Raw genomic sequence first — 21,502 nt, 5'->3', positions numbered from 1 at the left:
CCTCCGAGCGGCCTTGTCCGGGACCGAAAACTGTGTCTACGATACTCTGTATCCGATGGACACAGTTTTGAATGCGGGGGAACCCATGTCCCACACCCTTCCGTTGCGCGGTTCGCGCGTGCTCGTCTCCGGCGCCGGAGTGGCCGGCCCGGCCGTGGCCTGGTGGCTGGCCCGCTACGGGGCCGAGGTCACCGTCGTCGAGGCCGCCCCGGCGCTGCGGACCAGCGGCTTCGCGGTCGACTTCCGCGGGCCGACCCACCTGGGCGTGCTGGCCGCCATGGGCGTGCTCGAAGAACTGCGCGCGGTGCAGACCCACGCCGGCGCGATGAGCCGGGTGGACGAGCAGGGCCGGGAGATCTTCCGGCTGCCGGCCGAGTTCGCGGGCGGCGAGCTGGAGGTGCTCCGCCGGGACCTGTCCCGGATCCTGTTCGAACACGGCGCCGACCGGGTGGAGTACCTGTTCGGCGACCGGATCACCGCGCTCACTGAGACCGCCGACGGAGTGCACGTCGAACTCGCCCGGGCCGGCTCCCGCACCGTCGACCTGGTGGTCGGCGCCGACGGGCTGCACTCGGGCGTACGCCGGCTCGTCCTCGGCCCGGAGTCGGCGTACGTCACCCACCTCGGCTACCACCTGGCCGGCTGGGATCTGCCCAACGACCGCGGCTTCGATGCCGTACCCCGGCACTACAACGTGCCTGGGCGGATGGCCAGCGTCGCCGCCGACCAGCGCGACCCGCACCGGGCGGGCGCCTTCGTCGTCTTCGCCTCGCCCCGGCTGGACCAGGACCGGCTCGACCTCGGCCGGCAGAAGGCGGTGATCGCCGACGCCTTCGCCGGATTGGGCTGGCACGTGCCGCACCTGCTGGCCAGCCTGCGCGCCGCGCCGGAGCTCTACTTCGACGCCATCGCCAAGGTACGCGTACCCCGCTGGCACACCGACCGGACCGTGCTGCTCGGCGACGCGGCGTGGGGGGTCACCCTCGGCGGGATGGGGGTCGGCACCGGCGTGGTCGGGGCGTACGTGCTCGCCGGCGAGCTGGCCCTGGCCGGCGGGGATCCCCGGGTGGCCCTGCCCGCGTACGAGCGGCAGATGCGCGGGTACGCCTCCCGCTGGCAGCGCGGCGCCAGCCCCGGCCACTTTCTCGCCCCGGCCACCGGGTGGGGACTGTGGCTGCGCGACCGGCTGCTCTCCGCCCGCCCGGTCCAGGCGATGCTGGTCCGCAGCACCGGCTCGCTGGCCACCGACGCGGGCCTGCCCGACTACGCGGCGCGGGTCTGAGTCCCCGCCCGGGTGCCGGGCCAGTTCGAGGTGGCCCGGACCCGGCCGGCGGCGTCCACCACCAGGGCCGCGTAGCCGTCCAGCGTGGCCAGCCAGTCGAGCGCGTCCGCGCCCCGGGCGGCGGCCGCGGTCGCGTACACGTCGGCCCAGAGCAGCTCGGGGCCGACCACGGTGACCGACCGGACGACCTCGGCGGGCCGGCCGGTGTGCGGGTCCAGGAGGTGCGCCCCGCGCCGCGCGGTGCCCGAGGTGGCGACCGCGCCGCCCGCCCGCTCGACCACGTCGAGCATCCGTTCGGGGCGGTCGGGGTCCTCGATCCCGACCCGCCAGGCCGGCCGGCCCGGCGCGGTGCGCAGCAGCACGTCCCCGCCGGCGTTGAGGCAGAGGTCGTGCTCGGGCAGGTCGGCGAGGTGGCGCGCGGCCCGCTCCACCGCCCACCCCTTGACCAGGCCGGAGGGGTCGAAGCCGGTGCCGCCGCCGGGCAGCGGCAGGCGCCGGGCGTCGAACCACCCGCCGGTGCGGGCGCGGGCCAGCTCGCAGAGCTCCACCACCTCGCGCACCACGGGCGCGGCGGTGGCCGGGTCGGGCACGGCGCCGCCGAGCCGGCCCAGCACGCTCTCCGGCCGGTACGTGCTGAACACCACGTCCATCTCGCCCAGTTCGGCGAAGACCCGCTCCACCCGCTCCGCCACCGCGTCGGTGTGCACCTCCGGCCCGCGCAGGTGGACGCTGACCGGCAGCCCCATCACCTGCACCACCCAGGCCCGTCGGTCCAGTTCCGTCGTCAGGTTCATCGTCGCCACCCCGTTCACTTCAGGTGCGCCGCGTCGATCGCGGACTGGAGGGACTCGCGGTAGCCGTTGCTGGTGACGGTGGCCCCGGAGACGCTGTCGATCCGGGCGCTCTGCGCGGCCAGGGCCTCCTGCCGCAGGACCGGCACCGCGTAGTCGTTGATCTCCTGGTCCCGGTGGTTGCCGTCCGGCACCTGCACCGCGGTGACGTCGGTGATCTTCCCGCCGGAGACGGTGATCCGGACCTGCACCGGCCCCCACCGGGTCTGGGCCACCGCCCCGGTGGCCGTGCCGTTGCCGCCGCCGCCCGACGTGCCACCCCCGCCGCTCGACGTGCCGCCGCTGCCGCCCGACGTGTCGCCGCTCGACGAACCGGATCCGGTGGAGCCGTCGTCCGTGCCGGTCCAGGAACTGCCGGCCGAGCCGTCCGAGCCGGAGGCGATCGCGCTGGTGTCCCCGCCCGCGCCCATGGTGCTGGTCTTGTAGCTGATCAGCAGCACCACGGTGGCCACCGTGGCGAGCAGCCAGAGGGTGATCCGTCGCACGGATCCTCCTTTCGCGCCTGTCACCAGGCGAAACGTTCGTGATGGGTGTGCGCGTCGGGGACCCCCGCCGCACGGGTCGCGGCGCGGGCGGCGTCGACCCAGCCGTCCGGTCCGCAGAGGAAGACGTCGTGACCGGCGATGCCGGGGGAGAGCCGGCGCAGCGCCTCCGCGTCGGACAGCCCCTCGGCGTACCCGGGCAGCCACGCCGGGCGCGGCGCCCGCGGGCCGATCAGGTAGTGCACCACCAACCCGCGCTCGGTGGCGAGTTGCTCCAGCTCCGCCCGGAAGGCCAGGTCGTCCGGGGTACGCGCGCGGTAGAGCAGCACCGCCTCGCCGGGGGCGTACGGCAGCTCCCAGAGCAGCGCCAGCAGCGGGGTGATCCCGACCCCGCAGGCGAACATGGTGATCCCGCCGCCGCGCCAGTGCTCCCCGGTCAGCCGCCCGTACGGCCCCTCGACCAGCACCCTGGTGCCGGGGCGCAGGGTGGCCACCCGGGCGGTGTCGTCACCCAGGTCCTTGACGGTGATCCGCATCAGGTCCCCGTTCGGCGGCGCCGACAGTGAGTACGGGTGCGCCCGGGACCAGCCGGGACCGTCCAGGAACCGCCAGAGGAGGAACTGCCCGGCCCGGACGGGCAGCCGGTGCAACTCGCGTCCGCGCAGCCAGACCGAGGTGACCCCGGGCGCCTCGGGGACCACCGCGGCCACCTCGATCCGGTGCCGCAGCGAGCGCCAGGCGGGCAGCCCGAGCCGGTAGACCAGCACGCTGGCCAGCGCCAGCAGGTAGACCGTCCACCAGTAGCCGCGGGCCGCCGCCGAGCCGACGAAGTCGGCGCCGGCCCAGAGCTGGTGCGGCAGCGCCAGCGCGACGCCGAGGTACGCGTACAGGTGCAGCAGGTGCCAGGACTCGTAGCGCAGCCGGCGCCGGGCCGCCCGGACCGAGGTCACCACCACCAGCACCAGCAGGGCCAGCGCCGCGGTGGCCAGCAGCATCCCCGGGTACGTGACGACCAGCTCCCAGGTCTCGGCCAGCACGCCCCGCCGGGCGGTGCCGGCGTACCCCAGGGTGGTCAGCACCATGTGGGCGAGCAGCAGGTGGAAGGAGGTGAAGCCGGCGAGCCGGTGCCAGCGGGCGATCCGGTCCTGACCGAAGCGCCGCTCGATCAGCGGTACCCGGGCCATCAGCACCACCTGAATGAGCATCAGGTCGGCGCTGACCAGACCGGCGAGCCGGCCGAGCGAGGTAAGACCGGTGGCGAGGCCGCCGAGCAGCTCCTGCACCCCGCGGTCGGCGGTCCAGAGGGCGGTGACGACCAGCAGGCTGAGCACCGCGGCGGTGCCGGCGACGTCGGCCCACCAGGCGGGGACCGCCGGCAGGGTACGGCGCACGCTCCGCCGGTCGGCGACGGCGGCGGTCACGAGTGAGTTTCTTCGGTCCGGCTCACGTTCATGAGTCAACTCTGGGCCGGGGAACTCGGCGCGCCCTTTGCCGATGCTGTGGGCCGGCTGAGAATCCGGCTCGCCTCCGCGTGTCCCGGGCGACGCGCCGGGCCGGGAGGCGATCGGCACGCCGGGCGCGCACACGTTGCATTTTTGTCGGAGGGGGGGTGTACTGTCAGAGCAGTTAGAACGAATGTTCGATTCGCTCGTACGCTCGTTCCAACGCCTGGGAGAGGTGTTTCGCGGCGCCGGCTCCCGGGAGGTGCGGTTCCGCGGACCGCACCGGGCTCCGGACAGTCGCGAGTCCGGACCCGTCAGGCAGGATCGTCGCCCGCCGCCCACGACCCCCGGGCGGCGGGCGACGGACCCGCCGGTACGCCGGCCGGGTGTGGTGTGGGGAAGCGTCCACACCCGGCCGGCCCCCACCTGGTGCGTCTTCCTCCGCACCGCCCGCTCCGGGCGTCCCCGCCGGCGGATCCGATCCGTCGCGCGCCCGCCCGCCCCGGTCCACGCGGAGGAGAGACCATGCCGACCAGTCCGGCCCAGGCCCCGACGGTGCCCGCGCACGTGCTGCCGCACCGCACCCCCGCCCAGTTGCTCGCGGTGGCCCGCCACGGGCTGGCCGAGGCCGCCCGGACCCGCCCCGACGGCCTCCGGTACGCCGCCGCCCACCTCGCGGCGCTGCGCGCCGCCGCCGCGCTGCTGGCCGCCCGCGCCCGTCCCGCGCCCACCCGGCGCAACCGGATCACCAGCGTCTGGATCCTGCTCTCCACCGTCGCCCCCGAGCTCGACGAGTGGGCCGGCTACTTCGCCGCCGGGGCGAGCAAGCGGGCCGCCGCCGAGGCCGGCATCCCCCGGGTGGTCACCGCCCGGGAGGCCGACGACCTGCTCCGCGCCGCCGAGGAGTTCGTGGCCGTGGTGGAGACCGCGCTCGGCCTGGCGCACCAGCCGGCGCTCGACGATCCGCACCGGCCACTCCGGCTCGGCGTGTCCGACGCCGCGCCGCGACCCGGAGCAGCCGCCGCCTGACCAGGCGACGTCCGGCCACCCGACGGGGAGGCGGGTGGCCGGACGTCGCCGTGCCCGGTCCGGCGGCGTCGGCCGCAGTGGGAGATCCAGCAGCACCACCACGGGTCCTATCCGTGGGCGACACATGACAGGGGGTAGGGCCGATGGCGGGCCGCATGGTGGTCGGTTCCGCCGCGCTGGCCGAGCTGGTGCGCCCGGCGAGCGCCCCCGACCCGGCGGGCGGCCACCGGGTGCTGCCCGTCCGGCCCGAACTCACCGGGCTGCTGCCCAACCGTGGGCTGCGCCGCGGCAGCACCATCGCGATCGGCGTTGGGCAGCCCCGGCGCAGCGGCGGGACGTCGCTGATCCTCGCCCTGCTGGCCGAGGCGTCCCGGGCCGGCTCGTGGTGCGCCGTGGTCGGCGTGCCCACCTTCGGGGCCGGCGCGGCGGCCGAGGCCGGGATCGCCCTGGACCGGCTCGCCCTGGTGCCGCACCCCGGGCCCGAGTGGCCCACCGTGGTCGCCGCGCTCATCGACGGGGTCGACGTGGTGGTCACCGCCGTGCCGGCCACGGTCTCCGCCTCCGTCGCCAACCGGCTGGCCGCCCGGGCCCGGCAGCGCGGCAGCGTGCTCGTCCCGTACGGCCGGTGGGACGGCGCGGACGTCACGCTCCAGGTGGTCCGGGGGGTCTGGGAGGGGCTCGGCCCGGGCCGGGGGCGGCTGCGCCGCCGGGAGGTGACCGTCTCGGCCCGTGGGCGGGGTGCGGCCGCCCGCCCCAAGGAGATCAAGGTCTGGCTGCCCGGCGACGAGCTGACCCGGGTCATCCCGCGGGCGACCGGTGTCGCCGCCCGCACCGTCCCGCCCCGGCTCCGCGTGGTGGCGCCGCCCGCCCCGACCGCCCGGTCCCTCACCGTGGTCGGGTCGGCATGAGCGAGCGCAGCGAGGCGGCCGCATGAGCGTTGCGCCGGTGCGGACCCTGCTGCTCTGGTGCCCGGACTGGCCGGTCCTCGCCGCCGAGATCGTCGACGGGGTGCCCGCCACCGACCCGGTCGCGGTGCTGCACGCCAACCGGGTGGTCGCCTGCTCCGAGCGGGCCCGCGCCGAGGGCGTACGCCGGGGGCTGCGCAAGCGGGAGGCGCAGGGGCGCTGCCCGCAGCTCACCGTCGTCGAGCACGATCCCGGCCGGGACGCCCGGGCGTTCGAGTCGGTGGTGGCCGCCGTCGAGGAAGTGGCCGCCGGGGTCGAGGTGACCCGCCCCGGGGCCTGCGCGCTGGCCGCCCGGGGGCCGAGCCGCTACCTCGGCGGGGAGGAGGCGGCGGCCGAGCGGATCGTCGAGCACGTCGCCCAGACCTGCGCGGTGGAGAGCCAGGTCGGCATCGCCGACGGGGTCTTCGCCGCCGGGCTGGCCGCCCGGGACGGGCGCATCGTGCCGCCCGGCGGGACCCCGGAGTTCCTGGCCGCCCTGCCCGTCGAGGCGCTCGGCCGGCCGGCCCTGACCGATCTGCTGCGCCGGCTGGGAGTGCGTACCCTCGGGGACTTTGCCGCGCTGCCCGCCGGTGACGTGCTGGCCCGGTTCGGCTTAGACGGGGCGCTGGCCCACCGGCTCGCCGCCGGCCGGGACCACCGGCCGCTCGCGGTCCGGCAGCCGCCGGCCGACCTGGCCGTCACCGCCGAGTACGACGAGCCGATCGACCGGGTCGACGCCGCGGCGTTCGCCGCCCGGATGCTGGCCGAGCAGCTGCACGAGCGGCTCGCGGCGTACGGGCTGGCCTGCACCCGGCTCGGCATCGAGGCGGTCACCGCGCACGGCCAGGAGCTGCACCGGGTCTGGCGGCACGACGGGCTGCTCACCGCCGCAGCCATCGCCGATCGGGTCCGCTGGCAGTTGGACGGCTGGCTCTCTGGCAGCAACGGGCGGGGCGGGGCCCGTCCGGCCCGCCCCACCGCCGGCATCATCCGGCTGCGGCTGGTGCCGGACGGGGTGCTCGCCCAGGCCGGCCTGCAGCCCGGGCTGTGGGGGGAGACCGGCGAGGAGCGGGAGCGGGCGCACCGCGCGCTGAGCCGGGTGCAGGGCATCCTCGGCCCCGAGGCGGTGGTCACCCCGGTGCTCGGCGGCGGGCGCTCCCCGGCCGACCAGGTACGCCTGGTCCCGTGGGGCGACGAACGACTGCCCGCCCGCCCCGGCGAGCCACCCCTGCCGGCCGACCCGGCGGGCGGGCCGCCGCCGACCGGGGCGGCGCGCTCTGGTGGGGCGGGGCAATCCGGCGGGGTGGCGCGGTCGGGTGGGGTGGCGGTCCCGCCGTGGCCGGGACGGCTGCCGCCGCCCGCGCCGGCCGTGGTGCTGCCTACCCCGCTCCTCGCCACCGTGTACGACGCCGCCGGGGAGCCGGTCGTGGTCAGCGCCCGGCTGGCGGTGAGCGCCGCGCCGGCCCGGCTGGTCGTCGGCACCGGCCGGCCGGCCGAGATCGTCGGCTGGGCCGGTCCGTGGCCGGTGGACGAGCGCTGGTGGGCGCCGGCCGAGGCCCGACGCCGGGCTCGGTTCCAGGTCTGCCTGGCCGACGGTGGCGCCCTGCTGCTCGCGGTCGAGGGCGGCCAGTGGCTGGTGGAGGCGATCTATGACTGAGCGCCGCGTGGCTGTGCCGTCCCGGGCCTGGCTGGTCGGGCGCCGTGTGGCTGTGCCGTCCCGGGCCCGGCTCGTCGGGTGCCGCGTGGCTGTGCCGTCCCGGGCCCGACTCCTCGGACGCTACGAACTTGATGACGTGAACGAATCGCCGCTCGGCCCCGGCCCCGGCCCCGGCCACCTGATTCATCTGCGTCATCAAGTTCGTAGGCGCCCACTGGCCATTCGCCCTGCGGTTCGAACGGCCAGGGTCGGATCGGATCTTGGAAGATTGCGGCCCCTGGAGGGGCCCGATCCTGCCAAGATCTCGGCGCCCTCCTGGCACCGACGAGGGAGCGAGCGAGGGGTGGAGCGGTGAGCTTCCACAACCCGAAGATGCCCTGGTCGGAGCTGGAACAGGTGCTCTCCGGGCGGCCCGGCGACGGTGGCGGGCGGTCCGGCAGGGGACGGTCCCGGGACGGACGGTCCCGGGACGAGCGGCACCTGCACGTGGTGGACCCCCTGGCGGTCGACGCCGACGGCGGCGACTCCCCAGCGTGGAGCCGCAAGCGGCAGCAGTACGAGCCGCCCGAGCTGCCCCGCCCGGACGATCCGGTGCCCTACGCGGAGCTGCACGCGCACTCCAACTTCAGCTTCCTCGACGGCGCGAGCCACCCCGAGGAGCTGGCCGAGGAGGCCGCCCGGCTGGGGCTCACCGCGCTCGCCGTCACCGACCACGACGGTTTCTACGGCGTGGTGCGGTTCGCCGAGGCGGCCCGCGCGCTGCACCTGCCGACGGTCTTCGGCGCGGAACTCTCCCTCGGGCTGCCCGGCCCGCAGAACGGCGAGCCCGACCCGCACGGGTCGCACCTGCTGGTGCTCGCCCACGGCCACGAGGGGTACGCCCGGCTGGCGACCGTCATCTCCCGCGCCCAGCTGCGCGGCGGCGAGAAGGGCCGCCCGGTCTACGGCGAGCTGGAGGAGGTCGCGGCGGAACTGCGCGACCACGTGCTGGTGCTCACCGGCTGCCGCAAGGGGCACGTGCCCGGCGCCCTGCTCACCGAGGGCGTCGACGCCGCCGCCCGGGAGCTGGACCGGCTCACCCAGCTCTTCGGCCCCGAGACGGTGGCGGTGGAGCTGACCGACCACGGCCACCCGGTCGACGCCGACCGCAACGACGCCCTGGCCGAGCTGGCCGCCGCAGCGGGGCTGCCCACGGTCGCCACGAACAACGTGCACTACGCCACCCCGGGACGGCGTCGGCTGGCCACCACCCTGGCCGCGGTGCGCGCCCGGCGCAGCCTGGACGAGATCGACGGCTGGCTGCCCGCCGCCGCCACCGCCCACCTGCGCAGCGGCGCCGAGATGGCCGCGCGGTTCGCCGCGTACCCGGGCGCGGTGGCCCGGGCCGCCGAGTTCGGCGCGGAACTCGCCTTCGACCTGCAACTGGTCGCGCCGAAGCTGCCGGCATACCCGGTGCCGCCCGGGCACACCGAGATGAGCTGGCTGCGCCGGCTGACCATGGACGGCGCCCGGGAACGCTACGGCCCGCCCGAGGCGCACCCGGAGGCGTACGCGCAGCTGGAGCACGAGCTGCGGATGATCGAGGACCTGGGCTTCCCCGGCTACTTCCTGGTGGTCTACGACATCGTCGCGTTCTGCCGCGAGCAGGACATCTACTGCCAGGGCCGGGGCTCGGCGGCCAACTCGGCGGTCTGCTACGCGCTGCGGATCACCAACGTGGACGCGGTGCGGCACCGGCTGCTCTTCGAGCGCTTCCTCGCCCCGGAACGCGACGGCCCGCCCGACATCGACGTGGACATCGAGTCCGACCGCCGGGAGGAGGTGATCCAGCACGTCTACGCCCGGTACGGCCGGGAGCACACCGCCCAGGTCGCCAACGTCATCTCGTACCGGCCCCGGTCGGCGGTGCGGGACGTGGCCAAGGCGTTCGGCTTCTCGCCCGGGCAGCAGGACGCCTGGAGCAAGCAGATCGACCGGTGGGGCTCGGTCGCCGCGGTCGACGTGGCGGACATCCCCGAGCAGGTCATCGAGTACGCCAACGAGCTGCAGACCTTTCCCCGGCACCTGGGCATCCACTCCGGCGGCATGGTGATCTGCGACCGGCCGGTGATCGAGGTCTGCCCGGTGGAGTGGGGGCGGATGCCCGGCCGCAGCGTCCTGCAGTGGGACAAGGACGACTGCGCCTCGGTCAGCCTGGTCAAGTTCGACCTGCTGGGCCTCGGCATGCTCTCCGCGCTGCACTACGGCTACGACATGATCGGGATGAGCCTCGACCTGGGCGACATGACCCTGGACGACCCCGAGGTCTACGACATGCTCTGCCGGGCCGACTCGGTCGGGGTGTTCCAGGTGGAGAGCCGGGCCCAGATGGCCACCCTGCCCCGGCTCAAGCCCCGCGCCTTCTACGACCTGGTGGTGGAGGTGGCGCTGATCCGGCCCGGCCCGATCCAGGGCGGCTCGGTGCACCCGTACATCCGGCGCAAGAACGGCCAGGAGCCGGTGACGTTCCCGCATCCGCTGATGCGCAACGCGCTGGAGAAGACCCTCGGCGTGCCGCTGTTCCAGGAGCAGCTCATGCAGCTCGCCATCGACCTGGCCGGCTTCGACGCGGCCGGGGCCGACCAGCTGCGCCGGGCAATGGGGGCGAAGCGCTCGGTGGAACGGATGGCGCAGATCGCCGACCGGCTGTACGCCGGAATGGCCGAGCGGGGCATCACGGGGGAGCTGGCCGACGACGTCTACCGCAAGCTCACCGCCTTCGCCAGCTACGGCTTCCCGGAGAGCCACGCGATGAGCTTCGCCTACCTGGTGTACGCCAGCTCCTGGCTCAAGCGCTACCACCCGGGCCCGTTCCTGGCCGCCCTGCTCAACGCCCAGCCGATGGGCTTCTACTCGCCGCAGACCCTGGTCGACGACGCCCGCCGGCACGGCGTCGAGGTGCGCCGGCCGGACATCAACGCCAGCGGCGCCAAGGCGGTGCTGGAGTCCACGCCGGAGACCCGGTGGGGGAGCCAGCCGGGGGAGCCGCCGCACGCCTGGGGGCTGGGCGGCCCGGTGGTCCGGCTCGGGCTGGGCAGCGTACGCACCCTCGGTGACGACGTGGCCGAGCGGATCGAGGCGGAGCGGGCGGCGCACGGGCCGTACCGGGACATGCCCGACCTGGCCCGCCGGGTCGGGCTCACCGCCGCGCAGCTGGAGGCGCTGGCCACCGCGGACGCCTTCGCCTGTTTCGGGCTGACCCGGCGGCAGGCCCTCTGGGCCGCCGGCGCGGCGGCCCAGGACCGGCCGGGCCGGCTGCCCGGCACGGTGACCGGCGCGACCCCGCCCACCCTGCCCGGGATGGAGGCGGTGGACCGGCTGGTCGCCGACGTCTGGGCCACCGGCCTGTCCCCGGAGAGCCACCCGGCCCGGTTCATCCGGGATCGGCTGGACGCCCTGGGCGCGGTGCCGATCGCCCGGCTCGGCCGGGTGGAGCCCGGCCAGCGGATCCGGGTCGGCGGGATCGTCACCCACCGGCAGCGGCCGGCGACCGCGGGCGGGGTCACCTTCCTCAACCTCGAGGACGAGACCGGGATGCTCAACGTCACCTGCTCGCCCGGGCTCTGGCAGCGCTACCGGCGGATCGCCCGCACCAGCGGGGCGCTGGTGGTGCGGGGCCGGCTGCAGCGGCACGAGGGCGTCACCAGCCTCACCGCGGACCGGCTGGACGCGATCGACCCGCCGGTCACCCCGGCCTCCCGCGACTTCCGCTGACGGGCCGGCGAGGACCTGGAGGATGCCGGGCGCGGCCGGCGGACGACCGGCTCAGCCGGCGAGGGCGGCGAGGGCGGCGCCAGCGCTGCCGAGCAGCCCGACCAGCACGATCCGCCGGAACACCACCGGGTCGATCCGGTGGAACAGCCGGTTGCCCAGCCACCAGCCGAGCGGCACGGCGGGGAGCGCCACGAGGGCGATCCGCACCAGGTCGGCGTGCACCTGACCGGCGAGCAGGAACCCCACCAGCCCGACGAGCCCGGTGCCGGAGAAGGTCGCGGCGAGCGTCGCCCGGAAGGTACGCGGGTCGTAGCCGAGCGAGTGGAACGCGGCGACCAGCGGCGGCCCGTTGGTGCCGGTGGCCGCCGTGAGCACGCCGACCAGCACGCCGATCGCGCCGAGCCCGACCCGGCCGGTGCGGATCCGGGCACCGCGGGCGACCAGCGCGACGCAGCCGAGCACCACCACCGCGATCAGCCCGTTGAGCAGCCGGTCCGGCGCGTACGCGAGCACCAGCAGGCCGGCCGGCAGACCGAGCAGGGCGGTCGCGTTGAGCGCCGCCGCCACCCGCCACCGGGCGTACCCGCGCTCCCGGACCGCCACCGTGAGGGTCAGCCCGATGCCGGTCAACGCGGAGAGCACGACCGCGCTGCGGGGGTCGATCGCGGCAGCCAGCAGCGGCACGGTCAGCAGCGCGTACCCGAAGCCGCTCACCGCCTGCGCGAACGCCCCGAGCAGCACGATGCCGAAGGCGCAGAGCAGGACGACCATCTGGTCAGCCTGATCCGGTCGACGGTGGGTCGGCAACAGGCCCACGCCGTGGAGATCTTCGCCACACCGGCCCGGCAGCGGGCATGGCGTCGGCCACAACCCCGTTTCATGGACCGACGGGCCGGAGATACGGTCCGCCGGCGTGGGCAGAGCGGCCCACGCAGGAAAGGTGGAGAACGATGACGGGGAGCAACTCCTACCGCGGCGTCGCGAACGCCCGACGGACCCGACTCGGCGCGGACTGGGTCCCGGCGCACGACACCGAGGTGCACGAATACCCGGTGACCGACGGGCCGGTGGCCAACGCCCACCGCTCCCGCGCCGAGGAGGACCCGGCCGGAGGCGGCGAGTCCTGACCCCGCTGGCGCGGGTGACTAGGCTCGGCGGGGTGGAGCAGACCCGAACCCAGACCCCCCGTACCGCCGTGATCTGGGCGGTGCTCCGGGCCGAGCTGGACCGCCGCGCCGGCGAGCGGCTCACCGTGCTCGACGTCGGCGGCGGCACCGGCGGCTTCGCCGTCCCGCTCGCCGAGGCCGGCCACCACGTCACGGTGGTCGACGCCAGCCCCGACGCGCTCGCCGCGCTGACCCGCCGGGCCGCCGAGGCCGGGGTCGCCGATCGGGTACGCGCGGTGCAGGGCGACGGCGACGCGCTCTCGGCGTTGGTCCCGCCGGCCAGCATGGACCTGGTGCTCTGCCACTCCGTGCTGGAGGTCGTCGACGAACCGGCGTCGGTGATGTCGGCGCTGGTGGGCGCGCTGCGCCGGGGCGGCGCCGCCAGCGTCCTGGTCGCCGGACGGGCCGCCGCCGTGCTCGGCCGCGCGATGAACGGCCACCTCGACGTCGCCGCCGCGCTCGCCGCCGACCCGGACGGCAGCGCCGGCCCGCGGGACACCCTGCACCGGCGGTACGACGCCGACGGGGCGGCCGCCCTGCTCACGGCCGCCGGCCTCACCGTCGAGGAGATCCACGGCGTACGCGTCCTGGCCGACCTGCTGCCCGCCGCCGTGGCGGACGGTGGGCCGGCCGCGCTGGTCGAGCTGGAGCGGGCCCTGGCGGCCCGGCCGCCGTACCGGGACATCGCCGCCCAGCTGCACCTGTTCGCCCGCCGCCCGGCATGACCGACCCGGCGGTGGATCCGCTCGCCCCGGTCGCCCCCCGCTACGGCGGCGGCAGCCTCGCCGACGTGCTGCCCAGCGCGCTCGCGGTGCTCGGCGTGCCCGGCGCGGCCGACCTGCTCGGACTGACGTCCCGGCTGGCCGGGGTACGCCGGATCGCCGTCCTGCTCGTCGACGGGCTCGGCTGGCACCAGCTCCCCACCGCCGCCCCGTACGCGCCGACCCTGGCCGGGCTGGCCGCCACCGTCGGCACCCCGCTCACCTCCGGGTTTCCCTCCACCACCCCGACCAGCCTGGTCACCCTCGGCACCGGAGCGGCCGCCGGGGCGCACGGGGTGCTCGGCTTCAAGGTCCGCGTGCCGGACACCGACCGGGTGCTCAGCCACATCGAGTGGGCCGGCGACCCCGAGCCGCTGCGCTGGCAGCCCGTCCCCACCCAGTACGAGCGGGCCCGCGCCGCCGGGGTCGCGGTGACCGTGGTCAGCCGTCCCGAGTACGCCGGCAGCGGGCTGACCCTGGCCGCGAACCGGGGCGGCGACTACCGGGGCGCCTCCGACGTCGACGCGCTCGCCGGGCAGATGCTCGCCGCCCTCGCGTCCGGCGCCGGACCGGCCCTGGTCTCCGGGTACCACCCCGACCTGGACCGGCACGGGCACCTGAGCGGCGTCGACTCCGTGCCCTGGCGGCTGGCCGCCACCGAGGTGGACCGGCTCCTCGTCCAGTTGGTCGACGGGCTGCCGCCGGACGCCGCGCTGCTGGTCACCGCCGACCACGGGCAGCTCAACGTGCCGGCGGACCACCGGATCGACCTGGACACCGATCCCCGGCTGCGGGCCGGGGTGCGGGTGGTCGCCGGTGAGCCCCGGGTCCGCTACCTGCACGTCGAGCCGGGCGCCACCGCCGACGTGGTGGCCGCCTGGTCGGCGGTGCTGGACGGCGCCGCGTGGGTGACCACCCGGGACGAGGCGGTGGCCACCGGCTGGTTCGGGCCGGTGGCCGAGGAGCACCTGCAGCGGATCGGCGACGTGGTGGTGGTCTGCCGGGGCACGTACGCCGTGGTCGCCACCCGCTCTGAGAAGCCGATGGAGTCGCGGCTGGTGGCGTACCACGGCGCCGACACGGCCGCCGAGATGACCATCCCGCTCCTGCTCATCCGCGGCTGACCCGCCGCCCGCGCCCGCCCGACCGGCGGGTTGTCGGACCGGGCGGTTAGCGTGCGGGGATGGGCCGCAGCCAGTCGTTGCCCCGAGGCGGTGATCCGCGTTTCGGGCCGGACGCCGACGACACCGGCTGTCCGATCCTGCACGTCGACATGGACGCGTTCTTCGCCTCCGTCGAGGTGCGCCGCCGGCCCGAGCTGCGCGGCCGGCCGGTCGTGGTGGGCGGGGTCGGGCCGCGCGGGGTGGTCAGCTCGGCCAGCTACGAGGCCCGCCGGTACGGCGTCCGCAGCGCCATGCCGACCGCACGGGCCCGGGCGCTCTGCCCGGACGCGGTCTACCTGCCGCCTGACTTCGCGCAATACTCGGCGGCCTCCCAGGCGGTGATGCGGATCTTCCGGGACGTCACCCCGCTGGTCGAGCCACTCTCCTTGGACGAGGCGTTCCTCGACGTCGCCGGCGCCCGCCGGCTCTTCGGCTCGCCGGCCGGGATCGCCCGGCTGATCCGCCGCCGGGTCGCCGAGGAGCAGGGGCTGGCCTGCTCGGTCGGGGTGGCGCCGAGCAAGTTCGTGGCGAAGCTCGGCTCCACCCGGGCCAAGCCGGACGGGCTGCTCGTGGTGCCCGCCGCCCGGGTGCTCGACTTCCTGCACCCGCTGCCGGTGGGGGCGCTGTGGGGCGTGGGGGAGCGCTCCGCCGAGACGTTGCGCCGGCTCGGCTTGAACACCGTGGGCGACCTGGCCGAGGCGCCGCTCGGCCTGCTCCGGCGGGCGGTCGGCGAGGCGGCGGCGACCCACCTGCACGAGCTGGCCTGGGGGCGGGACCCGCGCCGGGTCTCCCCGGAGCAGGTGGAGAAGTCGATCGGCGCGGAGGTGACCTTCGACGTCGACGTCACCGACCCGGCGCAGATCCGCCGCGCCCTGCTGGCCCTCGCCGAGAAGGTCGGCGCCCGGCTGCGCGCCGCCGGTCAGGTGGGCCGGACCGTGTCGCTCAAGGTCCGGCTGGCCGACTTCCGCACGGTCAACCGGTCCCGCACCCTCACCGTGCCGACCGACACCGCCCGGGAGATGTTCGACACGGTCTGGGCCCTCTGGACCGCCCTCGCCCCCGGCGAGCCGGTCCGCCTGGTCGGCGTACGCATGGAGGGGCTCGCCACCGCGGCGGAGACCCCGCGACAGCTCACCCTCGGCGCGCCGGAGCGCGGCTGGCGGGAGGCGGAGGCGGCCGCCGACGCGGCCGCTGCCCGATTCGGGCGGTCCGTCATAGGTCCGGCCAGTCTGCTCGGGAAGCGTGATCAGCGACGAATCGAAAAACCGGCCCGGCCGTAGGTCGTCCCGCTTTCCGACGCGCGAGCCCCCTCGTAGACTTGCGGGTAAGCAGCCGGTTGGCTGCCACGGTCTGTCGGCCCGACCGGGCCGACCAACGTGACCGGGGAGGAGTGCCGTGCCGCTCTCGGAGCACGAGCAGCGGCTGTTCGAGCAGATCGAGCGGTCGCTTGCCGAGGACCCCAAATTCGCCTCGGCCGTGCGCGCCAGCGACCCGCGTTTCCACGCGCGGCGTCGCGTGCTCGTCGCTGCCGGCGTGGTCATCGCTGGTCTGGCCCTGTTGATCTACGGAGCCGTGATCAAGGCGCCCCCGGTGGCCGTGGCGGGCTTCGTCGTCATGCTGGCCTCACTCGGCTACGCGGTGCAGTCGCACCGGCGGTCCCAGTCGCCCGACCTGCACGTGGTGGGCGGCACGACGAGCCGGCGCCGTCCCCGGGGCCGGACCGGCCGGCGGGGATCCTTCCTCGACCGGATGGAGGACCGCTGGCGGCAGCGCCCGGAGGGGCACCGCTGATCGGCGCGCAACGACGCTGAGGACAGGCCCACCCGCGCGGGCGAGCCGCCGGTCTCATTCCGGTGGCGCGCCGCGTCGCGGAAGTGGTGGCATCCGGTGAACCCGGACACCACCACTTCCAGGGCGCAACACGGTCGTGCCGCGGTGCCGGTCACCGGGCCGGGCGGCCCGCCAGCAGCCGGCGCGGGCTCCACCGGAGCAGCCGCTGCCGCACCTGCCCGCTCACGGTGACCAGTTGGGCGGAACGCTCCGACATCGTGGTCCGCCAGCGCAGCAGCACCGACGGCGGCAGCAGGGCCGCCATGATCCGGGTACGCCGGTCGGCCCGGGCGGCCAGCGCCCCGCGTACCGACCGCAGGGCCGGATGCAGCTCCTCGCCGGCCAGCGGGTCGCGGGCGTAGCGGGCCCGCTCCTCCGCCCGGCCGAGCAGCCGGGCGCCGGTCACCGCGCCGGCGTCCTCGACGAGGGTCTCCCGGACCAGCCGCTCGGCGGTCGCCCGGGGAGTCTCCGTCCGGTCCACGCGGACCTGGAAGTCCACCAGGGTGTCGAGCAGCTCGTCCCAGGCGGCGTGCGCGTCCGCGCGGGCCCGGTCGGCGTCCACCCCGACCACGATGTCGCGTACCTCACCGCGCGGGCCGGGAATGGTGGCCAGCGCGGTGGCCACCGGGGCCGCGACCCGGACCCGCCGGCGCCGGCGCAGCGCGGAGCGGCGCAGCGCCGGCACCGCGAGCAGCGCCAGCAGGGCGAGGGCCCCGGCCGCCCACCACGGCCAGACCGGCGACTGCCGGGCCGGGCCGCCGGCGCCGACGGAGAGGCCCTGGTCGGCGTCCTTGTCGAGCCGGTCCGGACCGTTCGGGCCGGCCGAGGGGTCGACCCCGCCCGGGGCGGCGGTGCTCCCCGGCGACGGGGTGGGCTCGTCGGTGGCCTCCGTGTCGGGGGCCCAGGCGGACCGGACCGACCCGGGGACGCTGGCCGCCGGGGTGGCGTCGAACGGCACCCAGCCGATCCCGCCGAAGTAGACCTCCGTCCAGGCGTGCAGGTTCTGGTTGGTCAGCACGTACGTGCCGCCGCCGGAGTTGTTGCCGTTGGTGAAGCCGAACGCCACCCGGGCCGGGATGCCGGCTTGCCGGACCAGCCAGGCCATCGCGCTGGCGTACTGCTGGCAGAAGCCCGCCTTGGTGGACAGGAAGTCGGTGATGTCGTCCCCGCTGGTGCCACCCTTGGTCGAGAGCGAGTAGGTGAACCCGTTCTCCACCGAGAAGTAGTTGTAGATCGCCCGGACCTTGTCGTAGTCGGTCTGCTTGCCCTTAATCAGCCGATCGACCAGCTTGCGGACCGCCGGCACCTGCGGCGTGAAGACCTGCTTGCCCAGCACCTGGTCGTCGGCCGGCCGGGACGGCGCCGCGCGCAGCGCGGCCGGGCTGTACGTCGAGCGGACGTAGTCGAACGAGTAGCGCTTGCCCCGCGAGTTCTCCCGGTCGGAGAAGAGGACCTGCAGGTTCGGGTCGTAGCGCCAGCTGCGGCTGAGGTCCTCGGTCTTCACCGGCTCGGCGTAGACCGGCAGCAGCGGCATGTTGAGGTTCTTCGTCACCTCGACCGTGGCCCGGTAGCGCTGCCGCTCGACGTTGCGGCCGGCGCGCTCCGACGGGTCGGGCAGGTCCTGGTTCACCGCCTTCCCGACGGGGACCCGGTCCCGGAAGCCGCTCGGGGTCAGCTCGTCGGCCACGCCGAAGCGCAGGTAGAACGGGTTCGGCTCGTTGGTGGTGACCTTGACCAGCTCGGTCACCTCGGTCCGGTTGAGCTGACCGCTGAGCGCGGCGAACAGGTCGACCCGGCCGCCGCTGCCGTGGCCCGACCGCCCGTTGCCGTCGCCCGTGCCGTTGCCGACGCTGTTCATCAGCCCGCTGGTCATCCCGGGCACGGCCAGCGGCAGCGCCACCGCGAGGGCGACCCCGACCACGGCCAGCCGGCGACCCGCCGCGGCCAGCGGCGAGGCCTCCCAGACGTCGACGTCGCGGCCCTCCCCGGTGAACCGGCGGCCGAACCGGCGTACCCGGTCGACGTTGTCGGTGACCAGCAGCCACAGGTAGCCGCAGGCGCCCACCACGAACGGGGTGGCGGGGACGTTGTCCACGTAGACCGCCACCGGTACCGAGTAGATGGCCAGCATGGGCAGCCCGGCCAGCGCCGGCCGGCGCAGCCCGACGGACAGCACGTCCACCACCACGGCGACGGCACCGATGCCCAGCACGGCGAGGAAGAGCAGCGAGTCGACGTCGTCGACCTTCACGCTGTATGTCCGCATGTCCTGCACCGAGGCGCCCAGCAGTTCGCCGAAGTGGGCGAAGGTGCCCGGGGTGGGCAGGAACGCCAGCAGCTCGGTGCCGCCCGGGAAGACCCAGGTCAGGCCCAGCGTGAGACCGGCGAGCATGGCGATGATCTGGCCCCACAGGGGTGCCCGGGCCAGCCGGCTCAGCGCGGCGGCGCCGGCCACCACGGCGACCACGATGGCCGCCTCGACCAGCCACGTCCAGTGCTGGAAGATCGCGGACAGCGGGGCCGCCGCCAGCAGGGTCGCCGCGGCGGCGACGAAGCCGAGGTTGCGGTGCGCGGTCACGCCACCGCCTCGCTTCGCTCGCCGGCGGCGCGACGCGCCCCGGTGCTGAGCCAAATGGTTCGCTCGCTCCGCTCCCTCACGAGACCACCCTTCCGGTCATCGCACGCCTCCGGCCACCGTCTCGGCCAGCGCCGCCCGCAGCGCGAAGCCCTGGGAGCCGCGGGCCGCCTGCGGCCAGAGCACGGGCAGCCGGTTGCCGTGCGCCACGCCGATCACCCGCCACCCGCTCTGCAGCAGGGCGAGCGCGGCGGTGCCGTGCGCGTGCTCCGCCTCGCTGCGGGCCTTCGCCGGCAGGTTGAGCCAGGTGGTGCTGTCGAGCAGGAAGCCGACGCAGGTCGCGCCGCTGCCGCGCAGCCCGGCCAGCAGCTCCGCCTCGGCGGTGCTCAGCGTGCCGAACAGCGCGATGATCAGCCCGCCGTCGGCGCGCTGCCGGACCTGCTCCACCAACGTGGTGATCTCGCCGCGCTTGTCGAGGCGTACCTCGGCGAGGTGGTCGAGGAGCAGGCCGTCACCGGCCGCCTCGGTGGCGCCGACGTCCGCGCCGGAGCCGGTGACCAGGCGCAGCTTGTAGCCGGCGTGGCGCAGGTGCACGGCGATGCTGGCGGCGGCGGAGACGGACCACTCGAAGCTCGCCGTCGGGCCGTCGCCCCGGTGGCCGGCGGCGCGGGTGTCCAGGACCACCGTGGCGCGGCTCTCCCAGGGCTGCTCCTCCCGGCGCACCATCAGCTCGCCGGTGCGCGCGGTCGACTTCCAGTGCACCCGGCGCAGGTCGTCGCCGACCCGGTACTCCCGGGTGGCCGCGTCGTCCTCGCCGTGCACCGCGACCGAGCGGGCCCGGCTGTCGCCGCTGCCGGCGTATTCGCCGGGAAGGCGGATCGGGGGCAGCGGGGTGACCTGCGGGATCACGGTGAGGTGGTCGATGCTGGGGAAGGCCCGGCTGAGCTCGCAGAGCCCGAACGGGTCGGTCAGCCGGACCACCAGCGGACCCACCTCGTAGCGGCCGCGCACGTCGGCCCGCACGGTGTAGGCCACCGAGCTGGCCTGGTGCGCGCCGAGCCGCTCCAGCACCACCCGGGGCCGGCTGCCCAGCGCGTACGGCAGCCGATCCTCCAGCAGCAGGGTGCCGGTCGGCAGGCGGGACAAATTCTGCAGCCGCAGCACCACCCGGGAGCTGGCGCCGACCGGCACCCGGTGCGGTTCGAGGGACCGGCTGCAGGCCAGCTTGTAGCGGCTGCGACCCACGTACGCCGCCGCGAGCAGCGGCAGGACGGCGAGCAGGACGGCCACCCGGAGCAGGTCCTTCTCGCCGAGGATGCCGGCCGAGATCGCGGCGGCGACCGCGGCCGCCAGGAACGAGCGGCCGCGGGTGGTCAGCCCGCGCAGCCCGTCGCGCACCTCACGGCCTCCGCGGCTCGAACGGCCCGCGACCGGTGCCACCGGGGCGGGTGTCGTACGGGGAACGCTTGCGGTCGTGCGGCAGCGGCAGCCGGTGCACCAGCTCGGCGACGATCGCGTCGGTGGTACGCCGGGCGAGCTGCGCGTCGGCGGTCGGGATGATCCGGTGCGCCAGCACCGGCACCGCGAGGGCCTGCAGGTCGTCGGGGAGGACGTAGTCCCGGCCCTCCAGGGCGGCCACCGCGCGGGCGGTGCGCAGCAGTTGGAGGGTGGCCCGCGGGGACGCGCCGAGCCGCAGGTCGGGGGCCTCGCGGGTGGCGGTGACCAGGTCGATCGCGTACTGCTTGACCGCGTCGGCGACGTGCACCTGCCGGACGTGGCCGATGAGCTGGCGGACGGTCGCCGCGTCGGAGACCGGGCGCAGCTCGGTCAGCGGGTCGGTGGCTCCGTGGCCGTCCAGCATGGCCAGCTCGGCGCCGGCGTCCGGGTAGCCCATCGCGATGCGGGCGGTGAACCGGTCGCGCTGCGCCTCGGGCAGTGGGTAGGTCCCCTCCATCTCGATCGGGTTCTGCGTCGCGATCACCATGAACGGCGTCTGCAGCTGGTAGGTGACCCCGTCGACGGTGACCTGCCGCTCCTCCATGCACTCCAGCAGGGCCGACTGGGTCTTCGGCGAGGCCCGGTTGATCTCGTCACCCACCACCAGGTTGGCGAAGACCGCGCCCGGCCGGAACTCGAAGTCGTGCGTCTCCTGGTTGTAGACGCTGACCCCGGTGACGTCGCTGGGCAGCAGGTCGGGGGTGAACTGGATCCGGCGCACCGAGCAGTCGATCGAACGGGCCAGGGCCTTGGCGAGCTTGGTCTTGCCGACGCCGGGCACGTCCTCGATGAGCAGGTGACCCTCGGCGAGCAGCACGGCCAGGGCGAGTCGGACCGTGGCGGTCTTGCCCTCGATCACCTGCTCGATGTTGGCCACGATGGCCTCGCTGGCCGCGCGGAACTCGTCGTGCGGCAGCAGACCGCCCACCTCGTCCCAGGTCTGTTGTGTCACGGGCCTCCTCCTCGTCGCCTGGACGGCAGCGCTGAATAGAGCACCTGGACCCGCCGTTTGGTTCGCGACGTCGAGCCACGTCTGCCGCAGAAATCTCACTGGTCTCTCAGGCTAACCA

17 protein-coding genes are annotated in these 21,502 nt (G+C 75.6%); 10 read left to right on the top strand and 7 right to left on the bottom strand.

Translation table 11 applies throughout. The annotated features are described in order from the left end of the window. Positions 1-55: 55 nt before the first annotated feature. Positions 56-1,282: an FAD-dependent monooxygenase gene (locus tag ACY34I_RS04310; protein ID WP_462752655.1), complete on the top strand. Its 1,227-nt coding sequence runs from the start codon at positions 56-58 to the stop codon at positions 1,280-1,282. Here the strand turns inward: ACY34I_RS04310 and ACY34I_RS04305 are convergent. From ACY34I_RS04305 to ACY34I_RS04295, 3 genes are read right to left on the bottom strand one after another with little or no spacing between them, the layout of a single operon-like run. After that, on the bottom strand, positions 1,264-2,076 hold the full coding sequence (locus tag ACY34I_RS04305) for an FAD:protein FMN transferase (protein WP_462752653.1): 813 nt from the start codon (positions 2,074-2,076) through the stop codon (positions 1,264-1,266). The two genes, ACY34I_RS04310 and ACY34I_RS04305, sit on opposite strands and share 19 nt — an antisense overlap. Positions 2,077-2,090: 14 nt before the next feature. Next, the gene (locus ACY34I_RS04300) at positions 2,091-2,618 is read right to left on the bottom strand and encodes an FMN-binding protein (RefSeq protein WP_462752651.1); all 528 of its coding nucleotides are present in this window, start codon (positions 2,616-2,618) and stop codon (positions 2,091-2,093) included. 20 nt (positions 2,619-2,638) lie between these two features. Beyond that, positions 2,639-4,036: a ferredoxin reductase family protein gene (locus ACY34I_RS04295; RefSeq protein ID WP_462752649.1), complete on the bottom strand. Its 1,398-nt coding sequence runs from the start codon at positions 4,034-4,036 to the stop codon at positions 2,639-2,641. Positions 4,037-4,582: 546 nt separating this feature from the next. Between ACY34I_RS04295 and ACY34I_RS04290 the strand changes: the two genes are divergently transcribed. The 4 genes from ACY34I_RS04290 (at position 4,583) to ACY34I_RS04275 (ending at position 11,440) form a co-directional block, all read left to right on the top strand. Beyond that, a complete protein-coding gene (locus ACY34I_RS04290) occupies positions 4,583-5,086 on the top strand; it encodes an SAV_6107 family HEPN domain-containing protein (protein ID WP_462752647.1) in 504 nt (167 codons plus the stop codon). Positions 5,087-5,229: 143 nt separating this feature from the next. Beyond that, a complete protein-coding gene (locus ACY34I_RS04285) occupies positions 5,230-5,994 on the top strand; it encodes a hypothetical protein (RefSeq protein WP_462752645.1) in 765 nt (254 codons plus the stop codon). Positions 5,995-6,016: 22 nt separating this feature from the next. Further along, on the top strand, positions 6,017-7,687 hold the full coding sequence (locus tag ACY34I_RS04280) for a DNA polymerase Y family protein (RefSeq protein WP_462752643.1): 1,671 nt from the start codon (positions 6,017-6,019) through the stop codon (positions 7,685-7,687). 351 nt (positions 7,688-8,038) lie between these two features. Beyond that, a complete protein-coding gene (locus ACY34I_RS04275; RefSeq protein ID WP_462752641.1) occupies positions 8,039-11,440 on the top strand; it encodes an error-prone DNA polymerase in 3,402 nt (1,133 codons plus the stop codon). A gap of 51 nt (positions 11,441-11,491) precedes the next feature. On the opposite strand, the gene ACY34I_RS04270 is transcribed toward ACY34I_RS04275, so the two are convergent. After that, positions 11,492-12,211 carry a sulfite exporter TauE/SafE family protein gene (locus ACY34I_RS04270; protein WP_187413460.1) on the bottom strand — a complete coding sequence of 240 codons (720 nt, stop codon included), beginning with the start codon at positions 12,209-12,211 and terminating at the stop codon, positions 11,492-11,494. Positions 12,212-12,390: 179 nt separating this feature from the next. Between ACY34I_RS04270 and ACY34I_RS04265 the strand changes: the two genes are divergently transcribed. The 5 genes from ACY34I_RS04265 (at position 12,391) to ACY34I_RS04245 (ending at position 16,321) form a co-directional block, all read left to right on the top strand. After that, positions 12,391-12,567, top strand: coding sequence for a hypothetical protein (locus tag ACY34I_RS04265; protein ID WP_187413461.1), 177 nt, complete (start codon positions 12,391-12,393; stop codon positions 12,565-12,567). A 14-nt stretch (positions 12,568-12,581) separates the two neighbouring features. Then, positions 12,582-13,331: a methyltransferase domain-containing protein gene (locus tag ACY34I_RS04260; protein WP_462752638.1), complete on the top strand. Its 750-nt coding sequence runs from the start codon at positions 12,582-12,584 to the stop codon at positions 13,329-13,331. Further along, positions 13,328-14,491, top strand: a complete 1,164-nt coding sequence (locus ACY34I_RS04255) for an alkaline phosphatase family protein (RefSeq protein WP_462752636.1) — start codon at positions 13,328-13,330, stop codon at positions 14,489-14,491. The genes ACY34I_RS04260 and ACY34I_RS04255 overlap by 4 nt, the downstream gene beginning before the upstream one ends. A gap of 59 nt (positions 14,492-14,550) precedes the next feature. Then, positions 14,551-15,810: a DNA polymerase IV gene (locus tag ACY34I_RS04250; RefSeq protein ID WP_462752634.1), complete on the top strand. Its 1,260-nt coding sequence runs from the start codon at positions 14,551-14,553 to the stop codon at positions 15,808-15,810. Positions 15,811-15,925: 115 nt separating this feature from the next. Next, positions 15,926-16,321, top strand: a complete 396-nt coding sequence (locus ACY34I_RS04245) for a DUF3040 domain-containing protein (protein WP_148796532.1) — start codon at positions 15,926-15,928, stop codon at positions 16,319-16,321. A gap of 151 nt (positions 16,322-16,472) precedes the next feature. Here the strand turns inward: ACY34I_RS04245 and ACY34I_RS04240 are convergent, their stop codons facing one another. The 3 genes from ACY34I_RS04240 to ACY34I_RS04230 form a co-directional block, all read right to left on the bottom strand. Beyond that, entirely contained in the window at positions 16,473-18,938 is a 2,466-nt protein-coding gene (locus ACY34I_RS04240; protein WP_462752631.1) for a transglutaminase TgpA family protein, read from the bottom strand. Between the two features lie 96 nt (positions 18,939-19,034). After that, entirely contained in the window at positions 19,035-20,333 is a 1,299-nt protein-coding gene (locus ACY34I_RS04235; protein ID WP_462752629.1) for a DUF58 domain-containing protein, read from the bottom strand. 1 nt (position 20,334) lies between these two features. Continuing rightward, positions 20,335-21,384 (bottom strand): AAA family ATPase, encoded by a 1,050-nt coding sequence (locus ACY34I_RS04230; RefSeq protein ID WP_148796539.1) that lies wholly within the window; start codon positions 21,382-21,384, stop codon positions 20,335-20,337. Between the last annotated feature and the right edge of the window lie 118 nt (positions 21,385-21,502).

The sequence above is a fragment of the Micromonospora sp. RTBAU3-60 genome (assembly GCF_054963695.1).
Note: the sequence above shows the minus strand (reverse complement) of the source record. Positions and strands in the feature narration are given on the sequence as shown.